22 protein-coding genes and 1 pseudogene are annotated in these 18,448 nt (G+C 55.6%); 4 read left to right on the top strand and 19 right to left on the bottom strand.

Annotation, left to right across the window (positions count from 1 at the left end):
- The 15 genes and pseudogenes from VM163_07025 to VM163_06955 form a co-directional block, all read right to left on the bottom strand.
- On the bottom strand, positions 1-168 hold a 168-nt coding region (locus VM163_07025; protein HUT03624.1), incomplete at its 3' end, for a FoF1 ATP synthase subunit gamma.
- A 13-nt stretch (positions 169-181) separates the two neighbouring features.
- Positions 182-1,690 carry a F0F1 ATP synthase subunit alpha gene (gene atpA, locus VM163_07020; protein HUT03623.1) on the bottom strand — a complete coding sequence of 503 codons (1,509 nt, stop codon included), beginning with the start codon at positions 1,688-1,690 and terminating at the stop codon, positions 182-184.
- 16 nt (positions 1,691-1,706) lie between these two features.
- Positions 1,707-2,294 (bottom strand): ATP synthase F1 subunit delta, encoded by a 588-nt coding sequence (gene atpH / locus VM163_07015; protein ID HUT03622.1) that lies wholly within the window; start codon positions 2,292-2,294, stop codon positions 1,707-1,709.
- Positions 2,291-2,830, bottom strand: a complete 540-nt coding sequence (locus tag VM163_07010) for an ATP synthase F0 subunit B (protein HUT03621.1) — start codon at positions 2,828-2,830, stop codon at positions 2,291-2,293. Before VM163_07010 ends, atpH begins: the two co-directional genes overlap by 4 nt.
- Before the next feature lie 65 nt (positions 2,831-2,895).
- Positions 2,896-3,327 carry an ATP synthase F0 subunit B gene (locus VM163_07005; protein ID HUT03620.1) on the bottom strand — a complete coding sequence of 144 codons (432 nt, stop codon included), beginning with the start codon at positions 3,325-3,327 and terminating at the stop codon, positions 2,896-2,898.
- Between the two features lie 131 nt (positions 3,328-3,458).
- Positions 3,459-3,713, bottom strand: coding sequence for an ATP synthase F0 subunit C (atpE, locus tag VM163_07000; protein ID HUT03619.1), 255 nt, complete (start codon positions 3,711-3,713; stop codon positions 3,459-3,461).
- Positions 3,714-3,790: 77 nt separating this feature from the next.
- Positions 3,791-4,753, bottom strand: coding sequence for an ATP synthase F0 subunit C (atpE, locus tag VM163_06995; GenBank protein ID HUT03618.1), 963 nt, complete (start codon positions 4,751-4,753; stop codon positions 3,791-3,793).
- 16 nt (positions 4,754-4,769) lie between these two features.
- Positions 4,770-5,453: a F0F1 ATP synthase subunit A gene (gene atpB / locus VM163_06990; protein ID HUT03617.1), complete on the bottom strand. Its 684-nt coding sequence runs from the start codon at positions 5,451-5,453 to the stop codon at positions 4,770-4,772.
- Between the two features lie 5 nt (positions 5,454-5,458).
- The gene (locus VM163_06985) at positions 5,459-5,923 is read right to left on the bottom strand and encodes a hypothetical protein (GenBank protein HUT03616.1); all 465 of its coding nucleotides are present in this window, start codon (positions 5,921-5,923) and stop codon (positions 5,459-5,461) included.
- Complete coding sequence (locus tag VM163_06980; protein ID HUT03615.1) at positions 5,924-6,208, bottom strand: AtpZ/AtpI family protein; 285 nt, start codon at positions 6,206-6,208, stop codon at positions 5,924-5,926.
- Positions 6,209-6,509: 301 nt separating this feature from the next.
- Positions 6,510-6,722, bottom strand: coding sequence for a type II toxin-antitoxin system HicB family antitoxin (locus VM163_06975; GenBank protein ID HUT03614.1), 213 nt, complete (start codon positions 6,720-6,722; stop codon positions 6,510-6,512).
- A 1-nt stretch (position 6,723) separates the two neighbouring features.
- Positions 6,724-6,804, bottom strand: a complete 81-nt coding sequence (locus tag VM163_06970) for a type II toxin-antitoxin system HicA family toxin (GenBank protein HUT03613.1) — start codon at positions 6,802-6,804, stop codon at positions 6,724-6,726.
- On the bottom strand, positions 6,805-7,029 hold the full coding sequence (locus VM163_06965; protein ID HUT03612.1) for a YgiT-type zinc finger protein: 225 nt from the start codon (positions 7,027-7,029) through the stop codon (positions 6,805-6,807).
- Between the two features lie 211 nt (positions 7,030-7,240).
- Positions 7,241-7,372: a hypothetical protein gene (locus tag VM163_06960; protein ID HUT03611.1), complete on the bottom strand. Its 132-nt coding sequence runs from the start codon at positions 7,370-7,372 to the stop codon at positions 7,241-7,243.
- Between the two features lie 238 nt (positions 7,373-7,610).
- Positions 7,611-8,033: pseudogene (locus tag VM163_06955) on the bottom strand (very short patch repair endonuclease).
- Between the two features lie 142 nt (positions 8,034-8,175).
- Between VM163_06955 and VM163_06950 the strand changes: the two are divergent.
- Both VM163_06950 and VM163_06945 read left to right on the top strand, forming a co-directional pair.
- Entirely contained in the window at positions 8,176-8,391 is a 216-nt protein-coding gene (locus tag VM163_06950) for a helix-turn-helix transcriptional regulator (protein ID HUT03610.1), read from the top strand.
- Between the two features lie 9 nt (positions 8,392-8,400).
- Positions 8,401-9,045 carry a hypothetical protein gene (locus tag VM163_06945; protein ID HUT03609.1) on the top strand — a complete coding sequence of 215 codons (645 nt, stop codon included), beginning with the start codon at positions 8,401-8,403 and terminating at the stop codon, positions 9,043-9,045.
- 1 nt (position 9,046) lies between these two features.
- On the opposite strand, the gene VM163_06940 is transcribed toward VM163_06945, so the two are convergent.
- The 3 genes from VM163_06940 to VM163_06930 all read right to left on the bottom strand — a co-directional run bounded on the left by VM163_06940 (position 9,047) and on the right by VM163_06930 (position 11,836).
- Positions 9,047-10,180: a DNA cytosine methyltransferase gene (locus tag VM163_06940; protein ID HUT03608.1), complete on the bottom strand. Its 1,134-nt coding sequence runs from the start codon at positions 10,178-10,180 to the stop codon at positions 9,047-9,049.
- A 602-nt stretch (positions 10,181-10,782) separates the two neighbouring features.
- On the bottom strand, positions 10,783-11,583 hold the full coding sequence (locus VM163_06935) for an energy transducer TonB (GenBank protein ID HUT03607.1): 801 nt from the start codon (positions 11,581-11,583) through the stop codon (positions 10,783-10,785).
- Positions 11,570-11,836 carry a EutN/CcmL family microcompartment protein gene (locus VM163_06930; GenBank protein ID HUT03606.1) on the bottom strand — a complete coding sequence of 89 codons (267 nt, stop codon included), beginning with the start codon at positions 11,834-11,836 and terminating at the stop codon, positions 11,570-11,572. The genes VM163_06935 and VM163_06930 overlap by 14 nt, the downstream gene beginning before the upstream one ends.
- Positions 11,837-12,023: 187 nt before the next feature.
- Between VM163_06930 and VM163_06925 the strand changes: the two genes are divergently transcribed.
- Positions 12,024-13,343: an AI-2E family transporter gene (locus VM163_06925; GenBank protein HUT03605.1), complete on the top strand. Its 1,320-nt coding sequence runs from the start codon at positions 12,024-12,026 to the stop codon at positions 13,341-13,343.
- Between the two features lie 3 nt (positions 13,344-13,346).
- Complete coding sequence (locus VM163_06920; GenBank protein ID HUT03604.1) at positions 13,347-14,699, top strand: DUF512 domain-containing protein; 1,353 nt, start codon at positions 13,347-13,349, stop codon at positions 14,697-14,699.
- On the opposite strand, the gene VM163_06915 is transcribed toward VM163_06920, so the two are convergent.
- The gene (locus VM163_06915) at positions 14,683-18,447 is read right to left on the bottom strand and encodes a PQQ-binding-like beta-propeller repeat protein (protein HUT03603.1); all 3,765 of its coding nucleotides are present in this window, start codon (positions 18,445-18,447) and stop codon (positions 14,683-14,685) included. The genes VM163_06920 and VM163_06915 overlap by 17 nt on opposite strands.
- Between the last annotated feature and the right edge of the window lies 1 nt (position 18,448).

Genomic DNA, 18,448 nt, shown 5'->3' with positions numbered 1-18,448 from the left:
CAGGCTCGCAACGACCTCCATCATCTTCTTCGAGTAAGGCCTAGCCTGAACAAGAAACCTCTCCGCACGACGCAGCTTGGACGAGGCGACCATCTTCATCGCCCGCGTCAACTTCTGCGTGTTCTTGACGCTGAGAATACGTCGTCGAACGTCTCTTAGTGTCGGCATATTAAGAACCTAACTATTGAAAGAATTGAGATTTGAACTCATCAATGGACTTCTTCAGGTCCGCCTCAAGCTCCTCGCTCATCTCCTTCTTCTCCTTAAGAGCTTTGAGGACCTCGGGGCGCTCGGAATCCATGAACCGAAACAGCTCGCGCTCGAATCGCTTTATCTCCTTAACCTCGACATCGTCAAGAAAACCATTGACCCCGGCAAAGATAATGACCACCTGTTTCTCTGTCGGCAGCGACACGTACTGATCCTGCTTGAGAACCTCGACCATCCGCTCGCCCCTTTTGAGCTGCCGCTGTGTCACCTTGTCAAGTTCGGACCCAAACTGCGAAAAGGCCGCTACCTCCCGATACTGGGCAAGGTCGAGTCGTAGCGTGCCGGCAACCTGCTTCATAGCTTTCACCTGGGCGTTTCCGCCGACTCTGGAGACCGAGACGCCAACGTTAATCGCCGGCCTAACGCCGGAGTAGAAGAGTTTCGTCTCGAGAAATATCTGGCCATCCGTGATCGAGATCATGTTTGTGGGGATGTAGGTCGATATGTCGCCCGCCTGTGTCTCAATGATCGGGATGGCCGTGAGAGAGCCGCCGCCGCGATCGTCGTTGAGCTTTGCCGCTCGCTCCAAGAGTCGCGAGTGCAGGTAGAAGACATCGCCCGGGAATGCCTCACGTCCGGGTGGGCGCCTCAGTAGTAAAGAAAGCTGCCGGTAGGCCTGAGCATGCTTCCAAAGGTCATCATAGACGACCAGGGCGTGCCTGCCGCTGTCCCTGAAATACTCACCGATCGCACAGCCTACGTATGGAGCGATGTACTGAAGCGTCGCCGGCTCGCTTGCGCTCGCTGTGACAACTATTGTATAGTCCATTGCATCGTATTCCTGGAACGTCTTGACAACACGGGCAACCGTCGAGCGCTTCTGGCCGATCGCGACGTAGATGCAAATCACATCCTCGCCCTTCTGGCTGAGAATCGTGTCAATGACCACCGCCGTCTTGCCCGTCTGCCTATCGCCAATCACGAGCTCACGCTGCCCGCGACCGATTGGGATCATCGCGTCGATCGCCTTGATCCCCGTGTGAAGAGGCTCCTTCACCGGCAGCCTGTCCACTACCCCGGGCGCGATCCTCTCTAACGGACTAAACTGCTTAGCCTCGATCGGACCTTTGCCATCGACTGGCTGGCCCAGCGCATTGACGACTCGCCCGATTACCTTTTCGCCTACGGGGGTCTCCGCAATCCGTTTGGTCCGCTTAACCAGGTCACCCTCCTTGATGTACTGGTCTTCACCAAAAAGAACGGCGCCGACGTTGCCCTCTTCAAGGTTAAGAGCGAGGCCCATCACGTCGTGCGGAAACTCAAGCATCTCTCCCAACATGACATTGCCGAGACCGTATATCCGCGCGATGCCGTCTCCCACCTCGATAACACGCCCCACCTCGGCCAGCGTAACCTCGGTGCTGTAGTTCTCGATCTGCTCCTTGATGATCGAGCTGATCTCCTCAGGCCTTATTCGCATATAATCCTACCTCCAGTCAGCTTCTCGAAGGCAAAACCAAAGAGGACTCATCATGACCAGTATCCAAAACGCCGCCGATCAGATCTTTGGCACGCAAGAGCTCCGCATCAACGGTAGCGTCAAAGAGCCAGTCCTCAATCCGAACCACAAACCCTCCAAGAAGTGTTCTATCCTGCCTCTGCGACAGTGTTACGTCCGCTCCTAGAAGCTCCTTCAATCTCTTCTCCAACGCCCGAACGTCTTCCTTCGGCACCTCAATCGGAGCCAAGAGCTCGCCCCGCATCCGCCCCAGCCGACGATCGGCCTCGTAATCATATTGCTCGACGATCTCTTCGACCAGCGATATCCGTCCGTGGCGAAGCAAGAGGTGAAAAAACTTGAAAAGAACATCCGGCGGCTCGAGCTTCTTCAGAACGATGTCCAATAGCCTCTGCCGAACGCCTAGCGCCAACGTCTCGTTATTCAACATGCTGTAAAACTCGTGTGACTCCCGCGCCAACCTCCCAAGCGCCCGCAACTCCTCGCGAATGTCCTCCAGCTTATCCTCGGGAACCAAACCACACAACGCCTTAGCATAGCGCTTTGCCAAAGAGGTTTTATTCACGAACGCCTCCCGATCGCCAAGATGCGAGACCTAACCAGTGCCAGATGAAGAGCGGGCGTAAGCCTCTGGGAAATCCTCGCTCCGGCAACATCCACGCAACGTTGCGCTACCTCCTTGAGTACCCCTTGCCGAATCTCCTGCTCCCGACCTTTCAGGGTTACACTGGCCTGGTCTATGATGCTTCCAGCACGCTCCTTGCCATCCGCAATCAAGGCATCTCGCTCGACCTCACCGAGCTCCTTGGCCCGCACACTGAGCTTCTCAATCTCATCCTCAAGACCTGACAACAAACGCTGAGCCTCCTGATGGTCGCTCTTGGCCTCCGCTAACTGAGATTCTGTGGTCTTGAGCAGCTCAACGGCGTCCGCAATCTTCGAGTCGAGCATCGCGACCAACGGCTTCCTGAGAAAGTGATACATCAAATACACGAACAGCCCTAAGTTCACGAGCTTCATCGTCTCAGGATATACGTGGCCGCTAGCCCTCAATGCGTAGTTAGCGATCAGGTAGGCTCCCAATATATAAACAATGACCATGGAAGGCCTCAATAGCCGTCGAGAACGCCTATCCTTCCCCTTACCGCTGCCTGCCATATCCGACCTCAACTCTCCTGCACCGATAGAATCCGACTCGCGATCTGCTCCGCCATTATCCCTATCTCCTCGTCCTTGATCCCATCAAGCGCGGCCTGCTTGTCATTGAGAAGCCCCTTCTCCCCAGCAGCAGTGACCTCCTCCGCCTTGTCCAGCGACTCCGAGATCAGTCGGAGTCGCTCGGCGCGGCCTTCTCTGATGAGCTTCTCTTGAAGCGAGATCCCCTCCTTGCGTGCTGCCCTTATCCGGCCCGAGTACTCCTCACGCATTCGTATCGACTCGGCCCGGAGCTTCTCGATCTCGTCTTTGCGGCCGCTGATCAGTGCATCACGCCGGTCGAGGTGCTTCATCAGCGGCTTCCAGAAAACCTTCTTCATCACGAGAAACAAGATCACGAAACTGATAGCTTGAATGACTATCGTGAAGTTTAGCTCAACCATTCCTATTCACCGCTGCTCGTCTCGGATTCCCAACTTGCCCCGTGAACAAGGGCCCCAACAAAGGCAGAGAGCCCAGGCAAGCCCTGTGGCCACGTATCAGCCTGGCCAGCAACCAGGTATAATGCGAACCTCTAGCCACCAACAACAAAAATCAGAAGCAACGCGATTACCAATGAGTAAATGCCTGTTGACTCGGAGACTGCCTGGCCTATGAGCATCGTTCTGGTCAGCAGGCCTGCCTCCTTCGGGGCCCGAGAAATGCCCTCGCAGGCCTTACCGGCGGCATAACCCTCGCCGACGCCCGGGCCTATGGCTCCAAAGCCCATGCAGATGCCCGCACCAAGAAGCGCAGCAGCCTTGATGATCGCGTCCGAAGTAATCTCCATAAAACTTCTCCCTTTCCTTACTACTTGCACAACTAATCACGCCACTGCCAAAAGGCATAAGCAGCATGAGTTCTGGACTACACAACGAATATCATAAGCAGAGCTATGATCAGAGAGTATATGGCCGTTGACTGCGCAACTGCCTGGCCCAGCAACATGACCCGCGTTGTTACCGAGCCGGTTCGCTCGTTTATCCGAATGCAGGTGCATGCGGACGCCGCCGGGATACCGGTACCCAAGCCGGGGCCGATAGCGCCAAAGCCCATGCTGATGCCCGCACCAAGTAAGCCAGCTATCTTGACGATGTCCGAGCCATCGCCCGTGGTGAACATCAGCAGAAAAGAGACGACCAGCGCGAAGATGGCCGAGGTCTGAGTAACGGCTTGGCCGATCAGCATCGTCCCGATTATCTGGCTGCGCAAGTCCATGCGCCTCGCAGTAGCAGCGCAAGCAGTCCCGCCGGGCATGCCCCCACCAATGCCACTGCCAAACCCACCAAAGCCCGCGCTTATCCCTGCGCCAAGAAGCGCTGCGGCCCTCTCCCAACTCCCCGAAAAAGGCGTGTAAAGAAGGATGAATGCCACGACCAACCCAAAAACGACCGGGGTTGAGGCGGCAGCCTGTCCGATCAGCATCGTGACGCTGACCTGTCCGGCCACCGAGGGGCGCCTCGCTATGCCCTCGCAGGCCTTTGCGGCAGGGAAGCCTCCCCCGATACCGACGCCAAAGCCCGCGATACCGACGCTTATCCCTGCGCCCAGAAACGCCGCCATACTCACTACGATATTGTCGCCGGCGCCGACGCCGGGGCTGATCATCAACACTGCGATGACAAGGGCAAAGATGCCGGACGTCTCGGTTATCGCCTGGCCAATGAGCATCGTTTTAATCAGCTGGCCCGAGGCGCTCGGCTGACGGGATATGCCCAAAACGGTCTGGCCTGCGGTGTAACCCTCCCCAACGCCTGCACCGATAGCACCAAAACCCATACAGATGCCGGCCGCAAGATACTTGATAGCTTCAGCCCAATATGCTTCCAATTGCAGCCTTTGACTCTTAGTCCGAACGAACCGCTACCGAGATATACGTCAAGTAAAGCATCGTGAACACAAAAGCCTGTACCGAGCCAACAAATAAACCGAAAAACCCGGTGAGCAATACCGGAACAATGAGAAACATCAACAGCTGCGAAACGACCAGAATGATGATTGAGCCGCCCATTATGTTGCCAAAAAGACGAAAGGAAATCGATATCACCTTCGCAATCTCGCTAACCGCATTGAGCGGGAACATGAAGAACATGGGCTGGAAGAACCCCTTGAGATAGCCCCATATCCCTTTGGCACGCATCCCAGAAATGTGCCATATAAAAAAACCCATAATCCCCAGCGACAGCGGCGTGTTTATATCACTGGTGGGCTCCCGAAGCCCAGGAATAACACCGAGCCAATTCGACAGGAGCAAGAACAGGAAGAGTGTCCCGATGAGCGGAAGATATCGCCTATCATCCCGGCCCAATGAATCCTCAACGAGGTCATCGAAGAACCTGGCCAACAGCTCGACCACAACCTGAACGCGGCCAGGAACCTCTTTGAGCCGCCTCACCACAATAGCGGCCACAACAACGATAATGGCCATCACGACCCAAGTCATTATCACAGTCACGTGGTTAACGCCGCCCAAGGGGAGCTTCAGGCCCCATATCTCGTGTAGCTGAGGGACTTGCCCTACGCTCTCCATTCCTGTTAACTCTCCTCAAAAGCCCCTTCCGAGGCCCTCTTAGAATCCGCGTAAAACCGGCTTATCACGGGCTCGTAAAGGACAAGTATGATGTGGCAGAGAAATATCCCCGCCGCCACGGCCGCGAAACTGACCGACGAATACTTCGCACCGACCAATAGTGCCAGACCAAACAGTAAGAACCTCGGCACGAGCCATGCAAACGAATGCGCTGCCGCTCGATTCGAATCGGCAATTACGAGCAATCTAAGCGACTTCTTCACCGCAAACCAAAACGCCGCAATGCTTGCTACCGAGCCCAGCCCAAAACCCAGGGCGACTCCCCAATAGCCCATGAGCACGCTCAAGGCGCAGACCACGAGCGCAGCCCCGGCCGCGACCGTGGTTACACGGCGCCTGAAGTCAAATAAGCACTCTTTTTGTTCGTCTATGTCGCACAACCCCTTTGACTGGAAACGCACAAGCCTCAATCATCTCTCTTTCTCACCATCATCGCCAGCGGACCCCGGCGGAATGAAACCTTTGAGAAGCAAGCGATACACGTTCCAGAAAGCAGCACCAATGCCAAACAATATGCCAACAACCAAAAAAGTGTGGTCTGTGTCAAGCCATCTGTCAACGTAGAATCCTGCTCCAAAGCCCACCCCGATCGCCACCACAACCGTTAAGCCGATCTGAGTAACAAGCCCAATACTCCGGAAGAACTCTCTCAAAACCTCGTCCTTGGGTCGTCGAGGCTCTCTCGTGCTAGGCACTACTATCCTTTGCTCTATTCGGTAACTTTGCCCAAAAACTTCAGCGAAGGCGGCTGACACAAAAAGCCTCAAATAGGGAGGCCTAAGGTTACTCTTGAACCACTCAAGCTGTCAATACTTTCCCACAGACCCCAAAAATCACATTGACCGTGTGGGCGACCCCCTTGTTTTTGGAGTGCGGTGGCTTGACACCGCTTTCATTGGTGGTGGCTTGATACCAGCTGCGAAGCCCCCAAGGAGAGAACATAGAGAATAACATACAAAGGGATTAACGTGAGAAACCGTAGGCGCAGGCGCGCATTTATCGAACAGCCACATACTCCGCAAAGGAAAGAGACTCGGGCACGGTCAAGCCATCCTCCTGAAGCCCTTGCACGTGCATTTCGATCGCCTCGTGCATATTTCGTTCGACCTCATCCCGGGTTGCGCCGGTGGCCACGCAGCCCGGCAGATCGGGCGAATATGCCGAGTAGTTGCTGCCCGCCTTCTCAATCACCACAAGGAAACGATGCATTTCAGCTCCTCTTCAGTCCCGCCTGTTTGAATATGCTGTTTAGCGTGCCGGGTGCCAGATCATCATTCGGATGACCCGATATTCACGCATATTCATACAGTGGTGCCGCGCCAACTGGCTCTGCTGGAGTCCCAAGCAGCGCCTCGATCCGACGAATCGTATCCGGACTCAGAAGAACGTCCCCACACTCGCAGCAGACCTGCGCTGGGACGTGGTCTATGACAATCAGCTGCCCATTGTGCCGCACTGTGTGAGCGATCAGATGCTCCTCACACTCGCCGGGGCAACCCTCAATGCTACATTTCATAATCTATAACCTCCTCTGAGTTGGTGTTACCCATTTAGGCGGTTTAGGCTCATACACTGTGATTACTATAAGCTCTTCACGGCCTGTAGTGCAAACAACGTGAATCGGGCGGGCGCTGCCCGTGTATCCACAAAGCAAACAGCAAGACCCCCGCCGGTGTTCAGGATAGTCCTCGAGGATGCACGAGCTCTCGATTGCGTCCAGAAGATCATCAAGTGTTATCCCCTTCCTCAACCATCTCCTGATGTGCGTGCAGCGTGACTCGCACATTCTCAGCTGAAGCCTGGTTCCTTATCCGCTTCAGCTCGACCTTAGAATCCATATATATCGTTGCCCTCAGCATCTGCCCTCTAGACGCTTGGTCCCATGAATGACAAGAGACCAACCTCGGGGCAGCTCGGTCTTTCAGCGTCCATTGGCCTCTGCTTGCCTGATTTCCTGAATCTTCCCCAGCAGATCATCCGCCTTCTTGACGTAGCCCTTCATGCCGTTCGCCTCGGGGGCAAATGCAGGACTGCATGTCTGCGTTGTGAACGCTCCTTCTCGCCATATTCACCTTAGAATGTTGTAATATTGTAGACTCACGTAGCTGGGTCCGGCGAGACTCGCGTTATCCCCATTTCTGGTGATCCTTCCCTTAGGGCCTCCACTAATGCGATCCTCAGTGCGTCGGCATCCCCGAGCTGACATTCCCAGACTCGGATGACCTTCCACCCTCTGTCTTGGAGATGCTCGGTTACAGCATGGTCTCTGGCTTTGTTCTTGCTTATTTTGTCTTCCCAGAATCTTACGTTACTTCTCGGTGTGAGGTTTCGATCGCAATCATGGCCATGCCAGAAGCATCCGTCCACAAACAGGGCCACACGCTCCTTGCGCCATACGAAATCAGGCTTGCCCTTGAGAGGATAGTGCCTTCTCCACCCTTTGAGACCCGATTTCTTGAGGAATCGCATCATTCGAATCTCGGTCGTCACATTTCCATTGCTTCTGATTCGTGACATTAGTTCCGAACGGGTTAGGCCACCAAAGGGTGTCTCATCCGAGGCTGCAGGCTCTGATCGATGTGCTTTCGTTTTTCCGGTTGTCCTATTCGCTACTTATAGGCTGTGGACTCATAGTGGTCACTGTATCTAGCATTATGCAATGATGAAAGATCCGCTTCAAGCATTAGGCAAACGTGTCCGGAAGTTAAGAGCGACTCGTGGTATATCCCAAGAAGAGCTTGCTCACAGAGCTGGGCTGCATCGGACATACGTCGGAGGAATAGAACGAGGAGAACGCAATGTCAGCTTGCTGAACATATTGGCGATCGCTCGCGCTCTGGAGGTCCATGTGACCGAGTTGTTTACAGAGATGGACTAGATTACAACTATGAAAAGGCAATCCGACAGAGCTAAACTGATTGAGACTGAATACCTGGCCGAATTCGGCCTGAAGCCACAGTTCATATTGGGTGCGATCGACTACCTGTACGATGTTCTTGATCGTATAGACACAACGCTGCAGGATGCAGGTTCAGATAGACTATCTCAATTGCTCGAACTCGCGAACTTGTCAGCCATAGTAGGGAACTTATTCAGGCGTGGCATTACCCGGACTTCAAAGGGAGCCTTCATACAGAACAAGCCTCATACATATCCCGATCTGATAGGCGTAGCGGAGGGATCCAAGGATATTGAAATAAAAGTCGCATTAGAAACCAACAAACCTAAGGGCCATTTAGTCAAGCCAGGGCCTCATGTCACGCTCCGCTATGTGCTTGCGGACCAAGACGGCAACTACAGGCGCGGGAGAGAGAACCGGGGTGACGTCGTCTGGGTATGGGAGATTCGAACAGGAATCCTTGATGATAGTCATTTCCGCGTCAGTAACACGGAGGGAGATTCTGGGAAGACTGCTGTAATCAGTGCAGATGGGATGGATGCGTTGGAAGTGGCTTATTGCGACATACTTCGTTGTCCCCACTCACCTTCGCGTAGGCGCTATCAAGATCTTGAGAAGTTGTATAGTCGATAGGTTACTGATTGACCCTTGAATCATCTGCCGTGTAGATCGCCTCGCCGAGGGCTTTCGCAAGTAAGGGCGGGACGGCATTTCCTATCTGTTTTACAATTTGACCGGTGGTCCCAATAAACTCAAAACGGTCTGGAAAGCTCTGAAGTCGTGCCCCCTCCCTTATTGTTAGAGCTCGATTTTGGCGAGGGTGGATGCATCTATTGGATGCTGGGTGGACGAAATTCACAGTAAGCGTCGTACTCGGTTTACTAGCGTCAAGCCTACTGTAACATGTGCTGAATCCACTCGAGATGAGTTCTTTGGGTATGTGGGAAATATTTGCTCCCGCATGCTCTATTATATTGAGCATTCTCTTGGTGTGTCTTGTGGCTCGATGAAGCGTTAATTGAGGGTTTCCCCCTCGCATAGTTCTTTGGAAGTCATTTCTGGGCTCATCAATATAGTGGTTCACTTGTTCTCCAGCTTCAACAGGAGCCAGATCACTTATTGCCACGCTAACTGTGACCGCAGGCATCAGGTTTGGAGAAAAAACGGGCAACACAGATATAACCTCCGGCCGAGAACCAGCCATGCTCCTGTATTCGGCAAAATGAGTCGGTTCCGGCCATTTAAAATCTATGCCCATCCTATTTCCGATTATGACTATTCGCTCCCGGTTCTGGGGCACTCCATATAGAGCTGCATTTATGATTCGCCAGGACATGTTGTATCCGATATCCTGAAGCGCGCTGATAACTGACTCAAGCATCACTCCTCTTTTGTGAGTGAGCATTCCCACAACGTTTTCCAGGAGCATCCACTTTGGCTTTAATGCGGCGATTATCAACACGAAGTACTCGATCAGATTATTTCGCCTGTCGCCCTCGGTGACTGCCCTGAAAGGACGTATTGAAGAGAACCCTTGACAGGGCGGTCCCCCGGCAATGAGGTCTACCCGGCCCATGGACTTCCGAATATCCTCAATTCTCCAGTCCCGAATGTCACCGATCAGACCCGCAGCGCAAGGGTGATTTGCGAGAAATGTGTCTAGCCTGTCTGGAAGTAAATCGAGCCCACAAACAGCAACAAAATGACCCGTCATCTCCAATCCGAAAGACAGACCACCACATCCCGCAAACAAGTCCAGTACCCTCAAAACACCATCTGGGGCGGTCTTCCGCGCCGGAATGGATTCCTTCCGATTTGTCAAGCGAGTGGTATAACCTTCGCCAGGGGTAACCGTCCTTGAATACCGAATCTGACTCTTGACCAGCTCAGATTGCTCAATCCCAAAAAGACCGGCCATCTTCCCAAAAACCTCGTCGCTTGGCAGTTCCAGGCCCCTTTCCCACTTTCGGAGTTGGTGTGAGGAAACACCGAGTCTGTCAGCGATGGATCTCTGCGCGAGCCGGCTCTTGATACGCAGCGTTCTAATATCACATGTCATCTCTGCAAACCTGTGCCATGACCTTGTTAAACCCCAACCATTACGCTACTTATCGTATAAAACGAATCGCCTGTCAATCTCAACTGTCGGTACTTCGCAGTCTAAGCGCAACCCATATTCCCGAATGTTGTCTTCCGCGGTTTCTTGTTCAGATCTGCGGCAGCCCATGCCCTGCGTCCGGTCAGGTCCAATTCCAGCTGGAACCATGCAGAATCAGACCCATATACCCAATAACCCGACGAGCCCGCTCAAGATCTGCGAAACTCCTGTTTCCCACAGAGAGCGGTTGCCTTGCCGAGTGCAGTCGCGGCCTATTCCGGCCGAAAGGCTATAGTTATCGTGCCCCACTCAACGTAGTCCTTGCCCTCGGGCAGCGGCTCGAACCTGAGCCCCCGAACGTATCTGAGAGAGTAGTCGTCGAGGCTCGCGTCGAGCTTCCGCTCGAAGAGAATCCTGGCAACAGCGCCGTCAGGCTGCACCCAAAACTTGATCCGGACGTTTCCCGGCGTCGAGATCGTCACCTGGCCTAACGACGGGCGATAAACGATGCGCCTCGCCGAGACAGGCCCTATGATGGACTCCACGTTGACCGCGGGCCTCTCTTTCGGGCCCGACACCGCTTCAAATGGTGCGATCTTGGGCATACTCACCCTTTCCTTCGGCTGAGATGGCGCCAGCGACCAGGGCTTTGGTTCACTCGCACCGGCTCTGCCCGTCTCGCGCCTGGACTTCGCCAGCCTCTCGAGCGCCTTCTCAACCATTTCGGGGAGGCGCTTGTCCGGCAGGTCCTCCACATTAAGCTTGAGATCGTCCGGTGCGGAATCTGATTTGGGCGGCCGTGTGAATATCCCTAGCGGGAGCTGCTCGGCAAAGGCGAGCGTATCGGCAGAGAGCTTCGAGAGCAGCTTTGCTTCCTCCTCAGACACGCCCATCGCCGCCACCTCATATCCCAGCGCCCCGTAGTCGAGGGGGAAGAGAGCGACCTCGATGAGCTCCTCCTTCGGATTAGGCTGTGTTGCCGGAGCGGGCGCTGGAACCAGAATGGCCATAAGGATGTGAGCGATGACCGAGGCGGCAAACCCGACCGCCATGTAGCGATTATCCAGGGACATCTGCACTATCCACAATCCCCACGACACAGGCATCAACGGGGATGTCCTTACTGAATGGGACCGCCGCCTCCTTACCAGAGACCCAAAGAACCATCTCCGACGCGCCTGCTCCGGCCGAATCGACCGCCACGATGGGGCCACCAATCGCCGTTTGGTCGCTTCTCAAAGGCTGCAACAGCAGGAGCTTGATGCCCCTAAGCCGCTCGTCCTTGCGCGTTGCGACCACCCTGCCGATGATTCTGCCCAGGTTCAAAACTTATCCCCTTCCAAATAGGCCAGGCCCCAAGTCGCTTGAGATGGTGCCTAATACTAACTATTCTGTTCTCAAGCTTATATCACATCCCAACCTGGCTTCAAACTGAGGGGCGAACGGTTCCAAGCGGGCAGACATCGCCTTGCCGGGGCATGGGGTTGGCACGAACTAAGGGAGAAAGTGCACGATGGGACACGACAATCACGCACCAAGATACAACTTCAGGCCGGTTGCCGGCTCCATCCTGATTGCGATCTCCATTCTTGGCCTTGCGCTGCTGCTATACGTCCTGTGGCAGCTGCGCTCGCTCATCGGGATGATGGTATTCGCTTCCCTTGCCGCATACGCCCTGAACCCGGTCGTTGGCCGGCTGGAAAGGGCCGGCGTGAACCGGACGCTGGGCATCATTTTAGTAACTGTTTTGATGGTGGCCGCGGCGGCGCTGGTCCTCTTCCTCATTGTGCCGGCGCTATTTCGCGAGATAGCGGAGCTCGCCAGCAACGTGCCTACATATCTCGCAGAGGCCAGAGATTGGGCGAGCTCTTGGTGGGAGCGATTCTTCGGCGAGAAGTTCCCCTCTGACCTCGAGTCGTTCATAGATGCACTGGCGCCTCAGGCCGAGACGCTGAAATCGCTTGCCGGCAAGGCCGCAAGACCCGTTGGGACGCTCATCGCGGGGACATTTGGCAGCCTTGTTGCGCTGATAGGTTGGCTAATCGGCCTGGCGATCACACCGGTAGTAGTGTTCTACATCCTGCTTGATTTTGATAAGATGACCGACTGCGTGTTATCGCTTATTCCTGCAAGACGGAGGGACTTCGTGGTCGGGCTCATCAGTGAGATCAACTCCACACTTGGCAACTTGATACGGGGGCAGCTCCTCGTTGCGCTCGTGCTCTCGGCGCTTTACTGCGCGGGCTTGTGGCTGATAGGTGTGCCCTACTGGCCGCTGCTTGGCCTTTTGTCGGGCTTTGCATACATAGTTCCCTATCTATGCCTCGTGATTGGCTTCATTCCATCAGCGATAATAGCGGGCTTTCATTCGCAGCCCTGGTGGCGTGAGCCGCTCTTGGTCATCCTACTTTTCGCCAGCGTGCAGGCGCTCGAGGGCTTCGTGATTACTCCCAGAATTGTAGGGAGAAAGGTCGGACTGCACCCGCTGCTAATCATCCTGGCGGTTCTGGTCGGCGGCACGCTCGGCGGATTCGTGGGAGTGATTCTCGCCGTGCCGTTGGCTGCCGTGGCTAAAGTTACCTTTATGCACTTCTTTAGAAAAGTGAGGGCAGGAGCGGTCGAGGAGGACAAGAAGATGCCGCCGGGTCAGCAGGACGGTGAACGCCTACCAGGGCCAGGTCCTACGCCCAAGATGACACAGGAAGCATCGAACTCGTCCTCAATGTCCGAGCACGGCGCAGCACAAACGCAGCAGCGGGAAAACCACCAGAAACTGCCAGACGGCGCGGCAGACCCCGAGCACCAAGAACAACAGGACGAAAGGGGCAAATAGCGCTTGCCCATCACTGTCTCCAAGGTGCTCCCCGGCTCAGCGGCAGATGCGGCTCAAATCCCAACAGGAGCGAGCATTACAGACGTCAACGACGTCGCGATCAGCGACCAAATCGACTTCATGGTCGCCTCCACTGACGATCGCCTCGAGATCAGCTACATGGGCCCAGCCGGCACGCCGCACACCGCAACGATCGTTCGCACGTTCGGGCAGCCGATCGGCCTTGCTCTTGAGCCGATCAAGCCCAGAATCTGCTGCAACAAGTGCATATTCTGCTTCGTAGATCAGATGCCGACTGGGCTTAGGCCGCCGCTTTACGTGAAGGACGACGACTACAGGCTCTCCTTTCTGTTCGGCAACTTCATCACCGCCACGAACATCTCGAGGGCAAACCTAAAGAGGATCGAGCGGCTCGGCATTTCGCCGCTCTACGTCTCTGTCCACGCCACCGACGATTCGGTGCGGACGAAGATGCTCGGCAACCCAGCGGCGCCTCCTATATTGCCAGCGCTTGGGGACCTCATACGCTCCGGCGCAAAGCTTCACACACAGGTCGTGCTATGCCCGGGCATCAACGACGGGAAGGTCCTCCAACAGACTATTTCGGACCTTACGTCACTATTCCCCGGCGTTCAGACGATCGCCATCGTGCCCGTGGGCTTGACAAGATTCAGAGAACGCCTGTCCGCAATCGAGCCTGTATCGCCCAGTTACGCCGGACAGCTCATCGAACAGATGCAGCCTATTCAGTCGCGACTCGGCGAGCGCTTTGACAGGCAGGTTCTGTTTTTGAGCGACGAGTTCTACCTGATGTCCGGCGTTCGGTTGCCGAAGGCGCGAGAGTATGGCGAATTCGCTCAGCTCGAGAACGGGGTCGGGATCGCCGCGAGCTTTGCGGCGGAACTAGACGAGGCGCTGGGCGGGCTGGAATCGAGAGCGTCGCTTGTAGGCGCGAGGGCCACGATAGTAACGGGAAGGCTCGCTGCGCCCATGCTCTCTAGAGCGATTGGGCGGGTCAATCAAGCATTCGGGACAAGGCTGTCGCTGCTTGAGGTGGGCAACAGGTTCTTCGGGGAGAGCGTAACGGTAGCGGGTCTGCTGGTTGGCCAGGACATCAGGCAAAGAATGCTGGCGGAAGGTTTTGGAAGCAACGACCTCGTGCTTGTGCCCGAGGCTGCGCTCGAAGACGAAAGCGCAGACCGCAAGGGAGACCTCCGCCGGTTCCTCGATGGAATGACGCTGAAAACACTAAAACAAGAAACGGGAGCTGCTATCGAGGCAGCCCCCGTTCAAGGTCGTAAGTTCGTTCGTTTCTTAAAGCAATATCTCGCCGCTAGAGTCAATCCCACACAGTAAGTGCCGGCCAGCGGCCCTGGTTGCCTTCTAGGTCCGTGGCGCTTATGTCCACCATGTATGTCCCAGGATATATACCGGCGCCTATATTCAGGTCAAGCGTGTACATATTGGGCTCCATCGGGTCCCTATACATCTCGACGCCATTCCATACACCCAGGGCATAGAGCTTGAAAGTAACCTTATCAATGTCCGCCGGCCCGTTTGGATCAGTTACTCTTGTGAACACCTGGAGCCTGCCTCCGTTCTCCGACGTTATCCTCGTGTAGCCGTAGCCCGCCTCGAGCACAACAGGGGCGTCAGGGTTGTATGGGTAGGCAGAAAGCGGCGCCGCTGCGCTGGACCCTCGAGGCGCAAGGTCTATCGCGTGCAATTGTTGGGCCTGCATCGGCTTGAAACCAGCGGCCAAAAGCGGAGCGGACGCATCCTGCCCCAGAAGCACCGGAAGACCCTCGCTTCTGATCTCAAGATATGGCCATATCTCGCTCCTGTTGCCAGCCTTGTCGCGCGCAATCAGCTCATAATAGTGAGGACCTGACGCCATGTCCCCGGGGCCACAGTCAATCTGAATCGAGTACTTGTTGTCGCCGGCCACCTCGTCTCCGCCCAGACCATTATCAAGGAGATAAAGGTTGAGGGAACCTTGCCCCATCTGGAATAGCTCGACGTAATCCACGTTGTCTTCAGGGTCGGTTACGTAGGCAGTCAGCCGAAGCACCCCGCCATCGCGAGCGGAGATTCTGCTATTCCAAAAGCCGCCGCCAAGGATATATGGCGCTAGCTCATCGCGGCCGCCAAAGGCGTAGAGATTCCAATCCAGGCTCCCGAAATAGACCATGTTGCCCTCGCCAATCGCAGCGGATGAATTGACAGCCTCGCTTGTCTGGAATACCCATTCGATGTTGCCTTCCCTGTCCAGGCAGAACTCCTTGCCGCCATCGGGAGTGGTGTAGTTGGTGCCAACATAGACGTAACCTCTCGCGTCGAGCGCACAGGAGCCGACGATCTGGTCGCCGAGATCGACCATCCAGTTGAGCTCGCCTTCAGAATCGAGGCAGTATAGATGGTGGTCGAGTGAACCCACGTAAACGTTTCCGTCCTTGTCGATAGCGGGTGATGAACGCACCCAGCTATTCGTCGGGTAGGACCACTCAAGGTTACCCTCAGGATCGACCGCGTAGATGTTGCCGTCGTTGGAGCCGAAGTAGATGGTCCCGTCGGGCCCAATGCATGGAGACGACGTTACCCAGTGGCCGGTGTGGAACATCTCGAGGCAATAGACGCCCCCGGTGTCGAGATTGTGAACTGCGTAAAGATTACCATCCATCGCAGTGATGTAGATGATGTCCCTATCGGGCAGCCTCCAGACTGCGGGCGAGGAGTTGATCCAGGCCCCTATACTATACCGCCACTGCACCGTCCCGGTGTCCTTGTCGAGCGCGTAAAGACGGCCGTCGTTGCAGCCGACGTAAATAGCGCCGCCCGTGCCCATTACCGGCGAGGAGCGGACGTTTCCGCCCATCTGCGTTCGCCACAATAGCGTCCCGTCCTGGACAGCATACAAGTAGCCGTCATCAGAGCCAAAATAGACCACATCCTCATAGCCAACCGCAGGCGATGAGACGATCATGTCCCCAGTGGCATAACTCCAAAGCGGCACTCCGTCTGTCGAATAAGCATAGAGCGAGCCATCGAGCGAGCCAACGTATATGTTCCCGGTGGCGCCGATGCACGGAGAGGACACGATTCCGCCTCCGGCCCTGCCAGCCCACCGCAGTGTGTAGATATAGGGTCCCTCGAGCACCGATAGACCAGTGTGATTGCGATTCTGCCGATACATCGGCCATGGACTTGTGCAGGGCGTAACCGTGGGGCCATGATACCAGCCTTCGGACGGCAGAATGCCGATCCCGTCCCTGGCATCGATTGCCCCGAAAAGATACTCGTATTCGCCCACATGTTCGAGAACGAGGCCCTGTCTGAACGTGTAGTAGCCGTCATTCGTGGTCGAGGCAACGAAGTCCTGCATGAGATAAACCGCCGGCTCACTCATCCCAGGACCGTTCAGCACTAGATAGACGGCCGTTATCACGTCCGTATCTGGGTCTGCCACATCCACTGTAAATGTGAACGTTGAGCCGAGAGTGGCCGAAGCAGGCGAGACGAAACCTGCAAGCAGAGCGGGAGGTCTGTTGTCCGGCTTGACAAATGGCCCGTCGATTGCGCCGTCAGTCGGCAACCTCACGCTGTCGCCGTCCGCATCGCAGAACGCGAAGTAGAAATTATGGTTGCCGACCGGAAGCTGCGTCTCAAAACGGTATTCGTCGATGCCAGGTCCGTAGTAGTTCTCCCTGTAAAGCGTCATATCATGGGGACTGCCATCTATCACAACCCACGTCGTCTCGGGGCCGCTCCCAGGGTCTGAGAAGTAGCCAACAGAATACGTGAAAACAGTAGATACATTGCCCTCCTCGGGAGAAACCGAGCTCTCTGAAAGCTGCGGAACTGCATCGGCCTTCTGTCCCACGACGATGACAGTTCTGTCCCAGGAGCCAACATAAACACAGTTGCCGTCCCACTGCCCATTGAAGTTGATGTCCTCGAACGTCTCATCGCCGTCACACTCCCCGTTGTCGTTCTCGTCAACGAAAGGCTCCGCCGGGCCGATAGCTGGCGACGACGTGATCTTGCCCCTGGTCCGCTCAGTCCAGAGCAAGTCTCCGTCCTTGTTAAGGCAATAAAGACAATAGTCCGAGCAGCCAAAGTATATCTTGCCGTCAGCATCCACGGCGGGCGAGCTCTGGACCTCGCCGTCCGCAGCAAAGCGCCATTTCTCTGCCCCATAGTGCCACAACGCGAACAGGATCCCCTCTTGTGTCCCGAAATACAGCGCGCCGTCTGAATCGACCGCCGGCGACGAACCGATGTTCAGACACCCAGTCTTGAACGTCCAAATCGGCGAGCCATCGTCCAGCGAAAGGGCGTGAACGACGCCGTCATAGCTGACGACATAGACATCATCAAAATAGGTTGTGGGAGACGATAGAACCGCGCTGAGAGTATCGTCCGTCCAGCGAACAGACCCCTCTCTGGTCAGCGCCGTTACGCGCCCCTCGGCGTCAGCGACTATGACTGTCCCGTCGTGAGCAATCGCCGGTGACGCCTCGAACCCACCCTCGGATGAGAAGGTCCACCGAACGTTACCGTCTCGCTCGAGGACAACTAGCGTGCCATCTGAGAACGTCGCGACGATGGCCCCATCCGCCATCAGACACGGCGAGGTCTTGAGAGAGGCGGGTCCCTGGTATATCCATTTGATGTCCACAAGGCTCCCGCTTGATGTATTGGCATCAATGCAGATAAGGCGCCCGTCCATGGTTGGCACATAAACTATGCCTTCTGGAGCGAGGCAGGGCGTTCCCTCGATGTCGCTGCCCGAATCCACCCACCATCTCGGTGTGGTCCAGAGGTCTGGTTCGAGACAGTAGAACATGCCCAGATAGCTCCCGACAAGAACTGAGCCATCCGGCGCCACGACACAGGATGATCGGACCCAATACGCTGTCTCAAACTCAAACAAAACATCAGGAATCACAGGCCCGACACCATCCACGAGGCCAGACCTTTGAGAATCATGCTGTAGCATCCGCCACGCAACATCAGTTGAGGCGGCGAACGCCCAGCCGAACGACAAGACGAAACTTATCAGCAGCAGACCAAGAGGTACAAGCCTCCGCCCTGGATTCCCCATA

It is taken from the genome of bacterium, from assembly GCA_035527515.1.
Classification (GTDB): domain Bacteria; phylum B130-G9; class B130-G9; order B130-G9; family B130-G9; genus B130-G9.
This window is presented reverse-complemented; position numbering and strand designations above follow the sequence as displayed.